Source organism: Martelella mediterranea, from assembly GCF_021021415.1.
GTDB lineage: Bacteria > Pseudomonadota > Alphaproteobacteria > Rhizobiales > Rhizobiaceae > Martelella > Martelella mediterranea_C.
This window is the reverse complement of the sequence record NZ_JAINWJ010000045.1, coordinates 55,873-73,416: the sequence shown is the minus strand read 5'-3', so window position 1 is coordinate 73,416 and position 17,544 is coordinate 55,873. Positions and strand designations below refer to the sequence as shown.

General features: G+C 63.0%; 15 protein-coding genes. 4 read left to right on the top strand and 11 right to left on the bottom strand.

Annotation, left to right across the window (positions count from 1 at the left end):
* Positions 1–237: 237 nt before the first annotated feature.
* From K7H91_RS20580 to K7H91_RS20530, 11 genes are all read right to left on the bottom strand, one after another.
* Positions 238–2,406 carry a malate synthase G gene (locus K7H91_RS20580; RefSeq protein WP_230722079.1) on the bottom strand — a complete coding sequence of 723 codons (2,169 nt, stop codon included), beginning with the start codon at positions 2,404–2,406 and terminating at the stop codon, positions 238–240.
* 293 nt (positions 2,407–2,699) lie between these two features.
* A complete protein-coding gene (gene pgi, locus K7H91_RS20575; protein ID WP_230722078.1) occupies positions 2,700–4,325 on the bottom strand; it encodes a glucose-6-phosphate isomerase in 1,626 nt (541 codons plus the stop codon).
* A gap of 181 nt (positions 4,326–4,506) precedes the next feature.
* The gene (locus K7H91_RS20570; protein WP_230722077.1) at positions 4,507–5,196 is read right to left on the bottom strand and encodes an ABC transporter ATP-binding protein; all 690 of its coding nucleotides are present in this window, start codon (positions 5,194–5,196) and stop codon (positions 4,507–4,509) included.
* A complete protein-coding gene (locus tag K7H91_RS20565) occupies positions 5,193–5,942 on the bottom strand; it encodes an ABC transporter ATP-binding protein (RefSeq protein WP_230722076.1) in 750 nt (249 codons plus the stop codon). Before K7H91_RS20565 ends, K7H91_RS20570 begins: the two co-directional genes overlap by 4 nt.
* Positions 5,935–6,915, bottom strand: coding sequence for a branched-chain amino acid ABC transporter permease (locus tag K7H91_RS20560; RefSeq protein ID WP_230722075.1), 981 nt, complete (start codon positions 6,913–6,915; stop codon positions 5,935–5,937). The genes K7H91_RS20565 and K7H91_RS20560 overlap by 8 nt, the downstream gene beginning before the upstream one ends.
* The gene (locus tag K7H91_RS20555) at positions 6,912–7,826 is read right to left on the bottom strand and encodes a branched-chain amino acid ABC transporter permease (protein WP_330166027.1); all 915 of its coding nucleotides are present in this window, start codon (positions 7,824–7,826) and stop codon (positions 6,912–6,914) included. Before K7H91_RS20555 ends, K7H91_RS20560 begins: the two co-directional genes overlap by 4 nt.
* A 76-nt stretch (positions 7,827–7,902) precedes the next feature.
* Positions 7,903–9,054 carry an ABC transporter substrate-binding protein gene (locus tag K7H91_RS20550; protein ID WP_230722074.1) on the bottom strand — a complete coding sequence of 384 codons (1,152 nt, stop codon included), beginning with the start codon at positions 9,052–9,054 and terminating at the stop codon, positions 7,903–7,905.
* A 524-nt stretch (positions 9,055–9,578) separates the two neighbouring features.
* Entirely contained in the window at positions 9,579–10,457 is an 879-nt protein-coding gene (locus K7H91_RS20545; protein WP_230722073.1) for an alpha/beta hydrolase, read from the bottom strand.
* On the bottom strand, positions 10,454–10,849 hold the full coding sequence (locus K7H91_RS20540) for an acyl-CoA thioesterase (RefSeq protein ID WP_230722072.1): 396 nt from the start codon (positions 10,847–10,849) through the stop codon (positions 10,454–10,456). Before K7H91_RS20540 ends, K7H91_RS20545 begins: the two co-directional genes overlap by 4 nt.
* Positions 10,850–10,872: 23 nt before the next feature.
* Positions 10,873–12,495: an AMP-binding protein gene (locus K7H91_RS20535; RefSeq protein WP_230722071.1), complete on the bottom strand. Its 1,623-nt coding sequence runs from the start codon at positions 12,493–12,495 to the stop codon at positions 10,873–10,875.
* Between the two features lie 49 nt (positions 12,496–12,544).
* A complete protein-coding gene (locus K7H91_RS20530) occupies positions 12,545–12,958 on the bottom strand; it encodes an acyl-CoA thioesterase (protein ID WP_230722070.1) in 414 nt (137 codons plus the stop codon).
* A gap of 459 nt (positions 12,959–13,417) precedes the next feature.
* On the opposite strand from K7H91_RS20530, the gene K7H91_RS20525 reads away from it, so the two are divergent.
* The 4 genes from K7H91_RS20525 (at position 13,418) to K7H91_RS20510 (ending at position 17,459) form a co-directional block, all read left to right on the top strand.
* Positions 13,418–15,697: a bifunctional salicylyl-CoA 5-hydroxylase/oxidoreductase gene (locus K7H91_RS20525; RefSeq protein ID WP_230722069.1), complete on the top strand. Its 2,280-nt coding sequence runs from the start codon at positions 13,418–13,420 to the stop codon at positions 15,695–15,697.
* Positions 15,694–16,437: an SDR family NAD(P)-dependent oxidoreductase gene (locus K7H91_RS20520; RefSeq protein ID WP_230722068.1), complete on the top strand. Its 744-nt coding sequence runs from the start codon at positions 15,694–15,696 to the stop codon at positions 16,435–16,437. The genes K7H91_RS20525 and K7H91_RS20520 overlap by 4 nt, the downstream gene beginning before the upstream one ends.
* Positions 16,438–16,505: 68 nt before the next feature.
* Entirely contained in the window at positions 16,506–16,925 is a 420-nt protein-coding gene (locus K7H91_RS20515) for a RidA family protein (protein WP_230722067.1), read from the top strand.
* 72 nt (positions 16,926–16,997) lie between these two features.
* Positions 16,998–17,459: a MarR family winged helix-turn-helix transcriptional regulator gene (locus K7H91_RS20510; protein ID WP_230722066.1), complete on the top strand. Its 462-nt coding sequence runs from the start codon at positions 16,998–17,000 to the stop codon at positions 17,457–17,459.
* Positions 17,460–17,544: the final 85 nt, after the last annotated feature.

Genomic DNA, 17,544 nt, shown 5'->3' with positions numbered 1-17,544 from the left:
AGGGCAGGGTTATCGCATTTGGCGTAGCAGCTTGCTCCCTATATTCTCTCCCGCTGGCGGGAGAGATGCCCCGAAAGGGGCAGTGAGGGTGGTGCAGCGTTTCGAATCGTAAGGGCGATCGCGGTGATAGACTACCCCCTCACTGTCGCTTCCGCGACATCTCTCCCCTCCGGGGCGAGAAGATTGGGGGGCTATGCGGCTGGGCAGAGCCCCCGTTATTCACATTTCCTGCCGCCCTCAGGCGGCGTCCTTCGCCTTCAGCTCCAGACGGCGTTTGTGCAGCACCGGCTCGGTGTAGCCGTTCGGCTGTTCGCGGCCTTTAAGCACCAGGTCGAGCGCGGCCTGGAAGGCGACCGAGTCATCGAAATGGCCGGCCATCGGGCGATAGAGGGGGTCGCCCTCGTTCTGGCGGTCGACGACGGCGGCCATCTTCTTCATGGTCGCGACGATCTTGTCCTCGTTGACGACGCCGTGATAGAGCCAGTTCGCCATGTGCTGGGAGGAGATGCGCAGCGTGGCGCGATCTTCCATCAGGCCGATATCGTTGATGTCGGGCACCTTGGAGCAGCCGACGCCCTGGTCGATCCAGCGCACGACATAGCCCAGAATCCCCTGTGCATTATTGTCGAGCTCGGCCTGGATTTCCTCCGGGCTCCAGTTCGGGCGCACCGCCACCGGAACGGAGAGGATATCCTTGAGGCTGGCGCGCGGCCGGTCCTTCAACTTCTCCTGCACGCTTGCGACATTGACGGCGTGGTAATGGGTGGCATGCAGCGTCGCCGCCGTCGGCGATGGCACCCAGGCGGTGTTGGCGCCGGCCTTCGGCTGGGAAATCTTCGCTTCCAGCATGCCGGCCATCAGATCCGGCATCGCCCACATGCCCTTGCCGATCTGGGCATGGCCGGCAAGGCCGCATTCGAGCCCGATATCGACATTCCAGTCCTCATAGGCCGCAATCCAGGGGGCGCCCTTCATGTCGCCCTTGCGGATCATCGGGCCGGCTTCCATCGAGGTATGGATCTCGTCGCCGGTGCGATCAAGGAAGCCGGTATTGATGAACACGACCCGGTCCTTCGCCGCACGGATGCATTCCTTGAGGTTGACCGTGGTGCGGCGCTCCTCGTCCATGATCCCCATCTTCATCGTGTTCGGCTTCATGCCGACGATTTCCTCGACGCGGCCGAACAGTTCCGAGGCGAAGGCGACCTCCTCCGGCCCGTGCATCTTCGGCTTGACCACATACATCGAGCCGGCGCGGGAATTCATGTGACGACCGTTTTCGCCAATGTCATAGAGCGCGATCAGCGCGGTGACGGCGGCATCCATGATGCCCTCGGGAACCTCGCGGCCCTCGCCGTCGAGGATCGCCGGATTGGTCATCAGATGGCCGACATTCCTGACCAGCATCAGCGAGCGGCCGGGCACCGTCTTCGGCGCGCCATCTGCGCCGGTGAATGCGATGTCCTTCGCGAGCTTGCGGGTGAAGGTCTTGCCGCCCTTGGTGACCTCCTCCGTCAGGTCGCCCTTCATCAGGCCGAGCCAGTTCGAATAGGCGAGCACCTTGTCCTCGGCATCGACGGCGGCAACGGAATCCTCGCAATCCATGATCGCGGTGATCGCCGATTCGAGCGCGATATCGCCGATGCCCGCCGGATCGTCCTTGCCGATCATGCTGTCGGGATCGACGAACACCATGGCGTGGAGGTTGTTGTTGACGAAATAGAGCCGGAAGGCGTCGCCCTCTTCTTGCCTGAAACCGGCATATTGCGCCGGATCGGCAAGACCGGTTTCGCCGGCGGCGGTCTTCACGATCAGCGCGCCGCCATCATAGCCGAAGCCGGTGACATCGGCCCATTTCCCGCCGGCAAGCGGAATGTTCTTGTCCAGAAAATCCTTGGCCCAGGCGATGACCTTCGCCCCGCGCTTCGGATTGTAGCCCCTGCCCTTTTCCGCGCCGTCATCCTCGGCGATCGCATCCGTGCCGTAGAGCGCGTCATAGAGCGAGCCCCAGCGGGCGTTCGCCGCATTCAGCGCATAGCGGGCGTTCATCACCGGCACGACCAACTGAGGACCGGCAATCGTGGTGATCTCCGGATCGACATTTTCGGTCTCAACGGCGAAATCCTCGCCTTCCGGCAGGATATAGCCGATCTCGCGCAAAAACGCCTCATAGGCCGCCATGTCGGAAGGCGCACCGTTGTCCCTGTACCAGGCGTCGAGCTTTTCCTGCATCGCATCGCGCGTTTTCAGAAGCGCGCGATTCTTGGGCGCAAGGTCGCCGACGATCGCGGCGAAGCCATCGAAAAAGGCATTGGCCTCAACATTGGTGCCGGGCAGGACCTTTTCGGTCAGGAAATCATAAAGCGCCTTGTCATAGGCAAGGCCGTTTTTCTCGATGCGCGCCATGAAATCATCATCCCTGTGGCTGGATTTTGCGTTGTGGTCACTCTAGCGGCAAGGCGCGCAAGGTCAATTCGGCATGAATGCCAAATATTTTTTCCATTTGGGCATAGATAGCCGTAGCTCGAGACCTCGCCTCTACCGATCTCCCCTCAAGGCCAGGGGAAAGGGGGAACTCCGCAGCGTTTTCAGAGCAAGCGGCGAGGCAGAACCGCGCCGTATTCCCCTTCTCCCCTTGGGGAAAAGGTGGCCGAAGGCCGGATGAGGGCGCGGCCTTTCAGCTTGGCCAAAAGCGCCCGCTACTTCGCCGCTTCAAGCAATGCGGCAACCAGCCCCTGCGTCGAGGAATCGTGCCCTTCGGCGCTTTCCTTGCCGGAAACGACCGGCAGCAGCCCGGTGGCGAGTTCCTTGCCGAGTTCGACGCCCCACTGGTCGAAGGAATTGATCCCGAACAGCACGCCCTCCACGAACACCCGGTGCTCGTAAAGCGCGATCAGGCGGCCGAGCGCGTACGGCGTCAGACTGTCATAGACGAAGGTGATCGACGGGCGGTTGCCGGAAAACACCCGGTGCGGCGCGATCTTCTCCGCCCTTGCGGCGTCCATCCCCTTGTCGAGAAGTTGGGCTTTCGCCTCCTCCAGCGAGCGGCCCTTCATCAGCGCTTCCGACTGGGCCAGGCAATTGGCCATCAGCAATTGGTGCTGGTGGCGCAAATCGCTCTCGAACCCGTTGGCGGCAATCATGAATTCGATCGGGATGATGTTGGTGCCCTGATGCAGGAGCTGGAAGAAGGCGTGCTGGCCGTTGGTGCCGGGCTCTCCCCAGACGATCGGCCCGGTCGGCGTGGTCACATGTTCGGAGTCGACCGTCACCGACTTGCCGTTGCTTTCCATGTCGAGCTGCTGGAGATAGGCTGCAAAGCGCGACATCCGCTGGTCGTAGGGGATCACCGCGCGCGACGGGTAATCGAGGATCACGCGCTGGTAGAAGCCGACGAGGCCGAGCAGGAAGGGCAGGTTTTCCTTGACCGGGGCCTCGCGGAAATGATTGTCGATCGCATGCGCGCCATCGAGGAATTTTCCGAAATTCTTCTCGCCGATCGCGATCATCAGCGGCAGGCCGATCGCCGACCAGATCGAATAGCGCCCGCCGACCCAGTCCCAGAAGCCGAAGACGCGCGACTGGTCGATGCCGAAATCGGCGACCTTGTCGAGCGCCGTCGACACCGCGCAGAAATGATGCGCGACCGCTTCCTCGCCAAGGGCTCCGGCGATGAACTTGCGGGCCGTCTTGGCATTGGTCATGGTCTCGATCGTGGTGAAGGTCTTGGAGGCCACGATGATCAGCGTGGTCGCCGGGTCGAGCCCCTTCAACGTGTCGGCGATATGGGCGCCATCGACATTGGAGACGTAATGCAGCCTCGGTCCGTCATGGAAGGGGGCGAGCGCCAGCGTGGTCATCGCCGGGCCGAGATCGGACCCGCCAATGCCGATATTGACGACATCGGTGAACGGCTTGCCGGTCGCGCCGTGAATGGCGGCGGTGCGGATGCCCTCGGCGAAATCGCCCATGGCCGCCAGCACCTCGTTGACATCCGGCATCACGTCCTTGCCATCGACCATAACAGGCGTGTTGGCGCGGTTCCTGAGCGCCGTGTGCAGCACGGCGCGGTCCTCGGTGATGTTGATCTTTTCGCCGGCAAACATCGCCGCACGCTTTTCCGCAACGCTCGCCTCACCGGCGAGTTTGACCAACAGGTCGAGGATTTCGTCGTTGATCGCGGTCTTGGAGAAATCCATCAGCAGGTCTTCGAAGGAGACGCTGAATTTCGAAAACCGCTCCGGATCGGCGGCAAAGGCCGCGCGCAGATCGGTGGCGTTATCGCGCTCGGCCGTTTCCCTGAGCTTGGCGATGAGGGTGTTCATATCAGACTGCTCCCTGACTATGGGGGTGGGGCGATAGGTCTTACTTAGCGATTGAACGCGATCCGTGAAGCCCCTTGGGGACGTTAGGCTCAATTTCGCGGCATTGAATGCGGGCCCGCGCGGAAAATCAAGCGTTGGGCTGCATTGTTTTTGTGAAACGACAGTGAATAGGTCTCGCGGCTCAAACCCCGAGATAGCGGTCGGTCAGTTCCGGTGTCAGCCCATCGATGCCTCCCTGCCAGACCGTTTCGCCGCGCTCGATGATCACTGCGCTGTCGGCAACGGAGACGATTTCCTTGAGCGACTTGTCGACCAGCAGGATCGAAAGCCCCTCCGCCTTCAGCGCCCTGACCCCGGCCCAGATTTCCTGACGCACCACCGGGGCGAGGCCCTCGGTCGCCTCGTCGAGGATCAGGAGGCGCGGATTGGTCATCAGCGCGCGGCCGATCGCCAGCATCTGCTGCTCGCCGCCCGAAAGCGTCGCCGAGGTCTGGCGCATGCGTTCCTTCAGCCGCGGAAACAGCGCCTGCACCCGTTCGATATCCCACGGGCCGGGACGGGCGGCGACCACCAGATTTTCGGCGACTGTCAGCGGCGCGAAACAGCGCCGCCCCTCCGGCACCAGCCCGACGCCGAGCTGGGCAACCTTGGGCGCGGAGACGCCCTTGAGGTCGCGCCCGGCGAAGCTGAGGCGACCGCCCGAATGGAGCAGCAACCGGCTGATGCAGCGGATCGTGGTGGTCTTGCCCATGCCGTTGCGGCCCATCAGCGCCACGACCTGGCCCTCGTCCATGGCCAGCGAGACGCCGAACAGCGCCTTGACCGCGCCATAGGCGGCCGTGACGTTCTCAAGTTCCAGCAGCCGGCTCATGCCTCTTCTCCGAGATAGGACCGGCGCACATCGGGATTGGCGCGGATTTCGGCGACGCTGCCGGTCGCGATGATCTTGCCGTAGACAAGCACCGAGATGCGGTCGGCGAGCGCGAAGACGGCGTCCATATCATGCTCCACCAGCAGGATCGGCGCTTCCTGTTTCAGGTCGGCAAGCATGGCGGTCAGTTGCTGGCCGCCCTCGAGCCCCATCCCCGCCATCGGCTCGTCAAGCAGGAAGGCGCGCGGGCGTAACGCCAGCGCCATCGCGATCTCAAGCTTGCGGCGCTCGCCATGCGAAAGCGCGGAGGCCGTGACATCGGCACGGTTCTTCAGCCCGGCCTCGCCGATATGAAACAGCGCCGGCTCGGTGAGCTTGCGGTCGGAAAGGGCCGGGATATGGAATCGGAACACCCGCCCCGAGGCCCCGGCGACGGCGAGCATGACATTCTGCAGCACGGTGAAATCCGCGATCACCGAGGACACCTGGAAGCTGCGCGCCAGACCGAGCCGAGCACGGGCGGCAGCATCGAGATCATCGATTACCTGCCCCTCGAACCGCATCGTGCCGTGATCGGGCCGGACCTCCCCGACGATCTGCTTGATCAGCGTCGACTTGCCGGCGCCGTTCGGCCCGATCAGGGCATGGATTTCGCCCGGCATCAGGGTGAGGCTGACATCGTCGGTGACGGTGAGCGCGCCATAGGCTTTGCGAAGACCGGTGATTTCCAGGATCGGCTCATGCATTGCGGAACCTCCCCGTAATCAGGCCGATCAGGCCGCCGGGCGAATAGATCACGATCACCAGGAGCAGCAGGCCGAGCAGCGCCTGCCAGTATTCGCTGACATCGCCGAGCAGATGCTCGAGCAGGATATAGATCGCCGCCCCCGCCACCGGCCCGCACAGCCTGCCGACACCGCCGAGAATGACGAACACCATGATCTCGCCCGACATGTGCCAGGACAGCATGGCGGGGCTCACAAACCGGTTGAGATCGGCATAGAGCGAGCCGGCAAGCGCCACGATCATGCCCGACAGCACGAAGGCGACCAGCAGCACGCCATAGGGCCGGATGCCGACGGCCATTGTGCGCTGGCGGTTCTGCCGTGCCGCCTGAAGGGCAAGCCCATAGCGCGACTGGGTGACAACGGCAGTGAAGACCAGCGCGATCGCCAGCAGCGCGGCGCAAATCAAAAAATACTGGATCGGATCGAAGGTGTTCATGCCCGGAAAATTGTTGCGGACGTAAAAGCTCAGACCATCCTCGCCGCCATAGCGCGGCCAGCTCACGGCGAAGTAATAAACCATCTGCGCGAAGGCGAGCGTCACCATGATGAAATAGACGCCGGTGGTCCTGAGCGACAACGCGCCGATCGCAAGCGCCAGCAACCCGCCCGCCAGCATCGCCATTGGCCAGATGCCGAGCATGTCATTGCTGCCGGCGAGCGTGAACGGAAAGGTCAGCACCGGCGTCGCCTGCATCGCATGGCTTGCAAGAATGCCGGTGACATAGCCGCCAATGCCGAAGAAGGCGGCATGGCCAAGCGAGACCAGCCCGCCATAGCCGAGCGCGAGGTTGAGGCCAACACCGGCGAGCGCGAAGATCGCCGCCTTGGTGGCAAGCGTCACGGCAAAGCCGTTGCCCATCAGATGCGCGGCGATGGCAAAGGCGATCAGGGCGGCGAAGATGGCGAGATTGATGATGGTTTCGCGGGTCATGCTTTCGCCCCGAACAGGCCCTGCGGGCGGATCACCAGAACCACGGCCATCAGGATATAGATCAGCATCGAGGCGACGGTGGCGGCCATCGCATTGGCGCCCGAACCGCCGCCGAGCGCGGCAAACAGGCCCGGCAGCAGCGCCTTGCCGAGCGTATCGGTCATGCCGACCAGAAGCGCGCCGATCAGCGCGCCCTTGATCGAGCCGATGCCGCCGATGACGACGACCACGAAAGCCAGGATCAGCACCGGCTCGCCCATGCCGACCTGCACCGACTGGATGGAGCCGACCAGCGCGCCGGCAAAGCCGGCAAGTGCTGCACCCAGCGCGAACACGATGGTGTAGAGCTTGGCGATATCAACGCCGAGGGCGGCAATCATCTCGCGGTCGGCCTCGCCGGCGCGGATGCGGATGCCGAGACGCGTGCGGCCGATCAAGAGCCAGAGGCCGACCGCGACCGCTGCGCCGAACAGAATGATCACCAGCCTGAACGCCGGATATTGCAGCCCGCCCGGCAGCGTGACCGCGCCCGACAGGATTTCCGGCAGGTTGAGATAGAGCGGAAACGAGCCGAACACCCACCGCGTGCCCTCGGAAAACACCAGGATCAGCGCGAAGGTCGCCAGTACCTGATCGAGATGATCGCGGGCATAGAGCTTGCGGATCACGCCGACCTCGATCAGCGCGCCGACGCCAGCGGAAACCAGCAGGCTTGCCGCAAGGCCGAGCCAGTAATGCCCGGTTGCCGCCGCCACGAACGCGCAGGCAAAGGCGCCGATCATGAACAGCGAACCATGGGCGAGGTTGATCAGCCCCATGACGCCGAACACCAGCGTCAGGCCGGCCGCCATCAAAAACAGCATCATGCCGTATTGCAGGCCGTTCAGCGCCTGCTCGACAAAGAGCGACACCCGCTCCTCCTTCGCGAAAAATCAGGATACGGACCGGCGCTCAGACGCCGGCCCGGCATGAGATGCCGAAAAGGGCCTACATCTTGCACTCGGCGGCGTAGGCGTCGGCGTGATCGGTCATCACGGTTCCGACCAGCTTGTTGGTCAGCACGCCATTATCGTCGACCACTTCGCGGATCACGAAATCCTGAATCGGATGCTGGTTCGGGCCGAACTTGAAATTGCCGCGCACGCTATCGAAATCCGCAGCGGCAAGCGCTTCACGGAAGGCATCGGCGTCGGCGACGTCGGCCTTGGCCATAGCCGACAGCAGCAGGTTGGCGGTGTCATAGCTCTGCGCCGCGTAGAGCGAGGGCAGACGGCCATATTCGGCCTCGAAGCCTTCCACGAATGTCTTGTTGGCGTCATTATCGAGGTCGGGCGACCAGTCGGACGTGTTCATCGCGCCGAGCGCGGCCTCACCCATGGCCGGCAGAATATCCTGACTGAAGCTGAAGGCCGGGCCGATCAGCGGCTTGTCGACGCCGGACTCGGCATATTGCTTCATGAACGAAATGCCCATGCCGCCAGGCAGGAAGAAGAACACCGCATCGGCATCGCTGTCACGGATCTGGGCAATCTCGGCGGCATAGTCGGACGCGCCGAGCTGGGTGTAGACTTCCTTGACCACGTCGCCGTCATAGAAGCGCTTGAAGCCGGTGAGCGAATCCTTGCCCGCCGGGTAGTTGGGGGCCATGATGAACACTTTCTCGATGCCTTGCTTGCTGGCATAGGCGCCGGCGGCTTCGTGAAGATTGTCGTTCTGATAGCTGACCGCGAAATATTTCGGGTTGCACCCGGCGCCAGCAAGCTGCGACGGCGCGGCATTGGTCGAAAGGTAGAACTTGCCCTGCGCCACCGCAGACGGCACCACGGCCATGGCGAGGTTGGACCAGACAATGCCGGTCAGGACGTCGACCTTGTCGGACTGGATCATCTTGTCGGCGATCTGGACGGCGACGTCGGGTTTGCGCTGGTCGTCCTCGGTTACGACCTCGACATCGGATGCGGCATCGCCCGCCTGTTTCAGCGCCAGCATGAAGCCGTCGCGGCTGTCGACGCCGATCGACGCGCCGCCGCCCGAAAGCGTGGTGATGAGGCCGACCTTCACCGGCTCGGCCTGCGCCATGCCGGCAACGCCGATCGCGAGCGCCATGACGCCGCTTTTCAGGAAAGTGCTGAGTTTCATTGATGTCCCCTATCTGTTGTTTGCGATTCCTGCGGAATTCGTCTTCGGCCTTTAGGCAACGCCCCTCGTGCCCACGCGGGCAGTCTAGTCTAAGCATGTCGCCATGATAAGCCGTTGAAGTGTAACCTGACATGATTCAATTATTACATCAAACTTAGAATATTCTACTGGTGTATTTTAGTTGTTGGGGAGACTTTCGGCACAACTGGACCGGTTCTCGTTCGGCGCGTTTTGTATTGGCGTATCGGCTCGCGCAGCAAGTTCTCCGATTGAAGCGCCACACTCCCCAGACTCGGCGTCATCCTCGGGCTTGACCCGAGGATCTAAGCACCTATCCATACGAGCGGAGTGAACGGCGTATCGGGAAAAGGGGGAACGCCGTCGCGAAACCCGCCAACGCTTCTCGCGACAGACGGGATTGGATCCTCGGGTCAAGCCCGAGGATGACGCTGAAGGGATGAGAGGGACGTGCCTGGAAGGAGAGCCTGGAAATACTTTAAAATTAAACTTATTGCCAGCTTGACTCACGCCACGCCGATCTGCTCCAGCACCATTTTTCCAAGCGGATGGCGCGGATTGGCCATGGCGTCGAGGATCGAGTAGTGGTGGTGGCCGGAAACGTCGAGCAGGACGCAATCGCCGCCCGCTGCTTCGACATGGTCCGCGTAGAGGCGGCTCTGGCGGTGGAATTCATCGCTTTCGAGCGCGCCGACGGCGGCGATGACCGGCGGCATTTTCGCCGGCAACGGGCGGTCGACGGGGCTGTTGCGACGGGCGGCGCCCGCGTCCATGCCGAGATCGTCATTGAGGCTCGTCAGCCGGATCGGCTCGAGATCGAACAGCCCGCTCACCGCCGTCACGCCCTTGATCGGAAAGCCGGAGACCGAACCAAGCCCGGACCAGTCGGCGGCCAACAGCATGCCGGCGATCTGGCCGCCGGCGGAATGCCCGGAGACGAACACCCGCGCCTCGTCGCCGCCGAAGGAGGCTGCATTGCGCCAGACCCATTCGAACGATCTTCGGCACTGCTCGGAAATCGTGTCCATGGTGACGGCGGGGCACAATCCGTAGTCGGGAAACACCACCGTGACGCCGCGTTCGACAAACGGGCGGGCGAGAAACCGGTACCAGGACTTGTCGGTCGAGCGCCAGTAGCCACCATGATAGAACACCAGCACCGGCGCCGGTCCTCCATCGAGCGCGGGGAAGATGTCCAGCCTCTCGGCGGCGCTTTCGCCATAGGCGATATCGAGCTGGCAGGGCAGGTCTTCCGCAGCCTTCGCGCTCTGTTCCTGCCAGCGCTTCGCATAAGCGCCGAAGGCGGGCACTGCGTCGCGGGCGATATATTGCGCATTCAGCGCGGCAGCATCATAGCGGCGGAAGGCGTCGCGATCGACAGTCATGCTGCCGGCTCCAGAGCCGCTTCGAGCTTCTCCCGGATCGCATCCGGCCATGGCTGCGGGCGACCGCTGTCATTGATGAAGACCAGCCGCGCCTTGGTCTCGAACCGCTTCTCATCGCCGCACCAGGCGGTCATCCGATAGGTGAACGAGGTGCGGCCGACATTTTCGACATCAAGCGCGATCACCAGATGATCGCCGTGCATGCTGGGCGCCGTGAAACGGGTCTCGATCTGTGCCGTCGGCACGCCCTCGCGCCCGACGAAGTCCTCGAACGGCCAGTCCAGAACGTCGGAAAAGAAGGCCTCGACGCAATCGTTCATCATCTCGAAATAGCGGGGGAAGAATACGATCCCCGCCGGATCGCAATGTTTGAACAGGACTTTCTGCTTCATTTCAAAGGTCATGGGACGGCCTTTCAGGACTGCAACCGGAACCGCTGGATCTTGCCCGTGGAGGTCTTCGGCAGCGCCTCCACGAATTTGATGCTGCGCGGGTATTTATACGGCGCGATCGTCGCCTTGACATAGTCCTGCAGTTGTTTCACCAGCAAATCGCTCGGGGCGTAGCCATCGGCGAGCACGATATGGGCCTCGACGATCTGGCCGCGATCCTCGTTCGGCGCGCCGATCACGCCGCATTCCGACACGGCTTCATGGCGCAGCAGCGCCGCCTCGACCTCGGGGCCGGCGATGTTGTAGCCGGCGGAAACGATGATGTCGTCATTGCGGGCGGCAAAGTGGAAATAGCCGTCCTCGTCATGCACGAAGGTGTCGCCGGTGATGTTCCAGCCGTCCTGGACATATTCGTTCTGGCGCTCGCCCCTGAGATAGCGGCAGCCGGCGGGCCCGCGCACGGCAAGCCGGCCCATCGTGCCGCGCGGCGCTTCCGAGCCGTCCTCGGCCAGCACCTTGGCCTCGTAACCCCCGACCGGCCGGCCGGTGCAGGCCGGGCGGTGATCGTCAAACCGGTTGGTGATGAAGATGTGCAGCATCTCGGTCGAGCCGATGCCGTCGAGCATCGGCTTGCCGGTCTTTTCCATCCAGGCTTCATAGACCGGCGCCGGCAGGGTTTCACCGGCGGAAACGGCGGCCCTGAGGCTGGAAAGATCGGCCCCCTCCTCCATCGCCTGCAGCATGGCGCGATAGGCCGTCGGCGCGGTGAAGCAGACAGTGGCGCGGTATTTCTCGATGATCTCGATCATGTTAGCGGGCGAGGCGACCTCGAGCAGCGTGGCCGCCGCCCCGAAGCGCAGTGGAAACACCGCCAGCCCGCCAAGCCCGAAGGTGAAGGCGAGCGGCGGCGAGCCGATGAACACATCCTCCGGCGTCACATTCAGCACTTCCTTCGCGTAGCCATCAGCGATGATCAGCAGGTCGCGGTGAAAATGCATGGTCGCCTTGGGATCGCCGGTCGAGCCGGAGGTGAAGCCCAGAAGCGCAACATCGTCCGAAGCAGTGTCGACGGCATCGAAATTCACCGGCTTTTCCAGCGCCAGACGGTCGAGTTCGGCATCGTGATTAGCGGTGCCATCAAAGCCGATGACCTTTTGCAGGAACCGGCTTTCCTTGGCGCAGATAACCAGCTCCTCCATCAGCCGGGTGTCGCAGAGCGCGAATTCGATCTCGGCCTTGTCGACATATTTGGAAAGCTCGCCGGCCCTCAGCATCGGCATGGTATTGACCACCACCGCGCCCGCCTTGGTGGCGGCCAGCCAGCAGGCGACCATGGCCGGATTGTTGGCCGAGCGGATCAGCACCCGGTTGCCGGGCTTGACGCCGAGATCATCGACCAGCACATGGGCGAGCCGGTTGGTCCAGTCGGCCATTTCCTTGTAGGTGCGCCGCCTTCCATTGCCGATCAGCGCGACGCGGTCGCCGAAGCCTTTTGCGACCATGGCATCGGTCAGCTCGACGGCCGCGTTGAGCCGGTCAGGATATTCGAAACCGTCCAGCAGGAGGTCGGGCCAGGCTTCGAAAGGCGGCAGGTTGTCGCGGGCGAAACTGTCGGTGTGGCCCGAAGGCCGGAGTTGCTGAGGCATGGTCTGTTCCCGTTGTTTTTATGAGTGAACGCTGCCTGCTTCTTGTCTGTCAGGCCGGCGGGTCCATGTAGGTCTCCAGCCCGGCACGGACGTCGTCCGGCCATGGCCGCGACCGGTGATCCTCGGTGGAGGTGAGCACGATGCGCTGGCGCACCGACCAGATCACCTCCCCCCCGACGCGGGCGAAGGTTTCAAGATCGAGCGAGGAATTGCCGATGCGCCGCACATGCATGGAAAAATCCAGCACATCGCCGAACCGCGCTGGCTTTTCGAACCCGATATCCATCTTCAGCACCGGCATGCCGAGATTGCGCTCCAGCATCATCTCCTCCCACGACACCCCGAAGGAGGCGAACATGGCGCGGTTGACTTCCACCAGCATGGAGAAATAGGCCGGGTGATAGGCGATGCCCGTGAGATCGCAGTCGCCGAAGCGCAGGGCCTGAGAGGTTTCAAACGGCAATGACGGGCTCCCTTGGTATTGTGGCTGATATCGGCCGCGTTTTCCGGTTATAGGGGAACCATAGAGGAGACGGATTATTAGTTCAATATTGAAATAATCGACGTGGCCTTAATGACCCGACCTATCCCAACTCTCTGCGTCATCCTCGGGCTTGACCCGAGGATCCAACCACATATGTCGTGAGAAGCGTTTGCGGAATTTTTCTAAGATGGCGCCGATACAATGTCAAACCGTTCGCTCCGCTCGCATTGCGACGGGATTAGATCCTCGGGTCAAGCCCGAGGATGACGCCCGTGGGGAGGAGGAGGCGCCTGAACTTATGCTGCTTGCGATCAAAGAGAGCTGCCCGACGCCGTCGCCGGTCAAACCCGCGCTTGACACCACCCCCAAACCCAATTTATTTTAAATTCAAATTAATTTTGCGAAGACAACCACACGCAGCGACAGGGGAAGCCAGATATGAAAATCGCCGTTCTGGGAGGCGGGCCCTCGGGCCTTTACTTCGCCATCTCGATGAAGCTGCGCGATAGCGGCCACGACATCACCGTCTATGAGCGCAATCGCCATGACGACACATTCGGCTGGGGCGTGGTGTTTTCCGATGAAACGTTGGAGAATTTCAAGGGCAATGACCCGGTCGTGGTCCAGTCGATCCGGGACAATTTCGCCTATTGGGACGATGTGAAGGTCGTGCGCGGCGAGGAGAGCATGACGTCGGGCGGCCACGGCTTTTGCGGCATCGGGCGGATGAGGCTTCTGGTTCTGCTGCAGCAACGCGCCCGCGAACTCGGCGTCAAACTGGAATTCGAAGCCGAGATTGATGACGCCGCCATCGAAAGACTGCGCGCCGAAAACGACCTGGTGATCGCCGCCGACGGCCTGAACTCGCGCACCCGCAAGCTCTATGAGGAGCACTTCCAGCCGTCGATCGACATGCGGCGCAATCATTTCGTCTGGCTCGGCACCAAACAGAAATTCGACGACGCCTTCACCTTCATCTTCGAAAAGACCGACAAGGGCTGGATCTGGGCCCATGCCTACCAGTTCGACGACGACACCGCGACCTTCATCGTTGAATGCGGGCCCGAGGTTTTCGAGGCCTATGGCTTTGGCCAGATGAGCCAGCAGGAAAGCATCGACACCTGCGAAAAGATCTTCGCCCGCCATCTGGATGGTCACAGCCTGATGACCAATGCCAACCATATTCGCGGCTCGGCCTGGATCCAGTTCCCGCGCGTTGTCTGCGAAAACTGGCATTTCGACAATGTCGTGCTGCTCGGCGATGCCTCGGCGACCGCCCATTTCTCGATCGGCTCCGGCAGCAAGCTCGGCATGGAGAGCGCGGCCGCCCTGGCCGACGAACTCAGCTCCGGCAAGCCGCTCGCAAAGGCGCTCGACGATTACGAGGCTGAGCGCAAGCTGCAGGTGCTGCGGGTTACCTCGGCCGCCCGCAACTCGACCGAATGGTTCGAGGAGGTCGAGCGTTATCTCGAGCTCGACCTGATGCAGTTCAACTATTCGCTGCTGACCCGCTCGCAGCGCATCGGCCACGAAAACCTGCGCCTGCGCGATCCCGAATGGCTGGCGACGGCGGAAGCCTGGTTCCAGAAACAGGCCGGCAGCCAGTCGACAAGGCGGCCGATGTTCGCCCCGTTCAAGCTGCGCGATATGGAACTTGTAAACCGCGTCGTGGTCTCGCCGATGGCGCAGTACAAGGCGAAGGACAGCATGCCGACCGACTGGCATTTCGTCCACTATGCCGAGCGCGCCAAGGGCGGCGCCGGTCTGGTCTTCACCGAGATGCTCTGCGTCTCGCCGGAAGGCCGGATCACCCCCGGCTGCCCCTGCATCACCGATGAACAGGTGCCGGCCTGGGCCCGGTTGACGGATTTCGTCCACGCCGAGACCGACGCCAAGATCTGCGCCCAGATCGGCCATGCCGGCCGCAAGGGCTCCACCCGGGTCGCCTGGGAAGGCATGGACATGCCGCTTGTCGACGGCAACTGGCCGCTGATCTCCGCCTCGCCCATTCCCTACACGCCAGAAAGCCAGACGCCGAAGGCGATGGACCGGGCGGATATGGACATGGTGCGCGATCAGTTCGTCGCCTCCGTGAAGGCCGCCGATCGCGCCGGTTTTGACATGGTGGAAATGCACGCCGCCCACGGCTATCTGCTGGCCTCCTTCATCTCGCCGGTCACCAACCGGCGCGAGGATGAATATGGCGGCAGCCTGGAAAACCGGATGCGCTTCCCGCTGGAAGTGTTCGCCGCCATGCGCGCGGCCTGGCCGGCCGAAAAGCCGATGACGGTGCGCATCTCCGCCCATGACTGGGTGGGCGAGGCCGGCGTCGAACCGGACGAGGCGCTGAAGATCGCCCAAGCCTTCAAGCAGGCCGGAGCGGATGCCATCAACGTTTCCTCCGGCCAGACCACCAAGGACGAACAGCCGGTTTATGGCCGCATGTTCCAGGTGCCGTTCTCCGACAAGGTGCGCAACGATATCCACCTGCCGACAATGGTCGCCGGTAATATCTACGAGGCCGATCACGTCAACTCGATCCTGATGGCCGGCCGCGCCGATCTGGTGCTGCTCGCCCGCCCGCATCTGGCCGACCCCTACTGGACGCTGCACGCCGCCGTCGAGCTCGGCGACACCGAACAGGCATGGCCGGCCCCCTATGAGGGCGGCCGCCGGCAGGCCAATACGCTTGCCGAACGCGCGAAGGCGATGTCATGACGCTTGCCGGCAAAAAGGCGCTGGTCACCGGCGGCGGCTCGGGCGTTGGCGCCGTGATTGCCCGCGCGCTGGCCGATGCCGGCGCCGAGGTGATCATCTGCGGGCGCAGGCGCGAGCCGCTGGAAGCCGTGGCCGAAAGCCACAAGGCGATCTCGGCCATGACCTGCGACATCACCGACGAGGCGCAGGTGACCGCGCTGTTCGCCGCCGCCGGACCGCTCGACATCGTGGTCGCCAATGCCGGCGCGTCGGAAAGCGCGCCGTTCGCCGCGACCACGCTTGAAAGCTTCAACGCCATGCTCGCCGTCAACCTGACCGGCACCTTCTTGACCTTGCGCGAAGGCGCGAAGGCGATGGCAGGTCGCAGTGGCCGGCTGATCGCGATCGCTTCCACAGCGGGGCTCAAGGGCTATGCCTATGTCGCGCCCTATGCGGCGGCGAAACATGGCGTTGTCGGGCTGGTCAGATCGGCAGCACTCGAATATGCACGCAAGAACATCACCGTGAACGCGATCTGCCCCGGCTTTCTCGACACCGAAATGACCGACCGCTCGATCGCCCGGATCGTCGAGACCACAGGACGCAGCGCGGAAGACGCGCGGGCAGCCCTTGAGGCCACCAATCCGATGAAGCGGCTGGTGCCGCCGGAAGATGTGGCCGAGGCCGTGTTGTGGCTCGCATCCGACCGGGCCGCCATGGTCACCGGTCAGGCGATCTCGATTTCGGGGGGCGAGGTATGAATTCGCCCGCCGCCCATCCACACAGCGCTGAAAAGCCGCCCATCAGGTTTGTATTTGAAAGTTCAGGCATGACATCGTACTCGCAATCGCCGCATCAGTTTCTCGAACCCGAAGGCTGGGTCCCCGCCCGCGGCTACGCCAACGGCATGGCCGCCACGGGCCGGATGGTCTTCACCGGCGGTCTGATCGGCTGGAATGCCCGGCAGGAATTCGAGCATGACGATCTCGTCGGCCAGTTCGAGCAGACGCTGCGCAATATCGTCGCCGTGCTCGCCGAAGCCGGCGCCCGGCCGGAACACGTGGTGCGGCTGACCTGGTACATCACCGACAAGCGCGAATATCTCGACAACCTCAAGGAACTTGGCCTGGTCTACCGCAAGGTCATGGGCCGCCATTTCCCTGCCATGGCCGTGGTTCAGGTCGTCGCCCTGATGGAAGACGCAGCCAAGGTGGAGATCGAGGCGACCGCGGTGATCCCCGCCGGGTAAGTCGTGCCGTAATCTGGTTGAGGTTTGAAGCAAATGCGGCTAGAGCGGTTACGGAAGCAGAGAGAATCCGCCATGACCGCCCATGAAGTCAAAGACCAGGCCCTTGCCACCCAGCGCGTGCGCCTCTGGCTGCAGATGCTTAAGGCGGTGCGCCATGTCGAGGGCAATCTGCGCGAACGCCTGCGCGAGAATTACGCGATGACGCTGCCGCGTTTCGACGTGATGGCGGCGTTGCACGCGGCCCCCGAGGGCATGCGCATGAGCGAGCTTTCCAAACAGCTCGTGGTCTCCAACGGCAATGTCACCGGCGTGATCGAGAAACTGGTCGCCGACGGTCTGGTCGAGCGCGAGAACCAGGAAACCGACCGCCGCGCCTTCCTGGTGCGCATAACGCCCGAGGGCAAGGCGCTGATGGACGAGGCAACAGCCGTCCATCGCGGCTGGATCGACGAGATCTTCGCCGAAATCGCCGAGCCGGACATCGCCCGGGCAATCTCGATCATGATGGATATCCGCCACAAGCCGCATAGTTGAGCGGCGGGCGGGCCTCGCTTGCAATCACTTAGCTCCTCCATGCGTGGAAAGGCTGCTTGCCCTCACCCGGCGCATTCGCGCCACC

Excerpts from the sequence above, each read along its gene's own strand:
- K7H91_RS20580 (WP_230722079.1), bottom strand. The coding sequence starts at position 2,406 with ATGGCGCGCATCGAGAAAAACGGCCTTGCCTATGACAAGGCGCTTTAT.
- pgi (WP_230722078.1), bottom strand. The coding sequence starts at position 4,325 with ATGAACACCCTCATCGCCAAGCTCAGGGAAACGGCCGAGCGCGATAAC.
- K7H91_RS20570 (WP_230722077.1), bottom strand. The coding sequence starts at position 5,196 with ATGAGCCGGCTGCTGGAACTTGAGAACGTCACGGCCGCCTATGGCGCG.
- K7H91_RS20565 (WP_230722076.1), bottom strand. The coding sequence starts at position 5,942 with ATGCATGAGCCGATCCTGGAAATCACCGGTCTTCGCAAAGCCTATGGC.
- K7H91_RS20560 (WP_230722075.1), bottom strand. The coding sequence starts at position 6,915 with ATGACCCGCGAAACCATCATCAATCTCGCCATCTTCGCCGCCCTGATC.
- K7H91_RS20550 (WP_230722074.1), bottom strand. The coding sequence starts at position 9,054 with ATGAAACTCAGCACTTTCCTGAAAAGCGGCGTCATGGCGCTCGCGATC.
- K7H91_RS20545 (WP_230722073.1), bottom strand. The coding sequence starts at position 10,457 with ATGACTGTCGATCGCGACGCCTTCCGCCGCTATGATGCTGCCGCGCTG.
- K7H91_RS20540 (WP_230722072.1), bottom strand. The coding sequence starts at position 10,849 with ATGAAGCAGAAAGTCCTGTTCAAACATTGCGATCCGGCGGGGATCGTA.
- K7H91_RS20535 (WP_230722071.1), bottom strand. The coding sequence starts at position 12,495 with ATGCCTCAGCAACTCCGGCCTTCGGGCCACACCGACAGTTTCGCCCGC.
- K7H91_RS20525 (WP_230722069.1), top strand. The coding sequence starts at position 13,418 with ATGAAAATCGCCGTTCTGGGAGGCGGGCCCTCGGGCCTTTACTTCGCC.
- K7H91_RS20520 (WP_230722068.1), top strand. The coding sequence starts at position 15,694 with ATGACGCTTGCCGGCAAAAAGGCGCTGGTCACCGGCGGCGGCTCGGGC.
- K7H91_RS20515 (WP_230722067.1), top strand. The coding sequence starts at position 16,506 with ATGACATCGTACTCGCAATCGCCGCATCAGTTTCTCGAACCCGAAGGC.
- K7H91_RS20510 (WP_230722066.1), top strand. The coding sequence starts at position 16,998 with ATGACCGCCCATGAAGTCAAAGACCAGGCCCTTGCCACCCAGCGCGTG.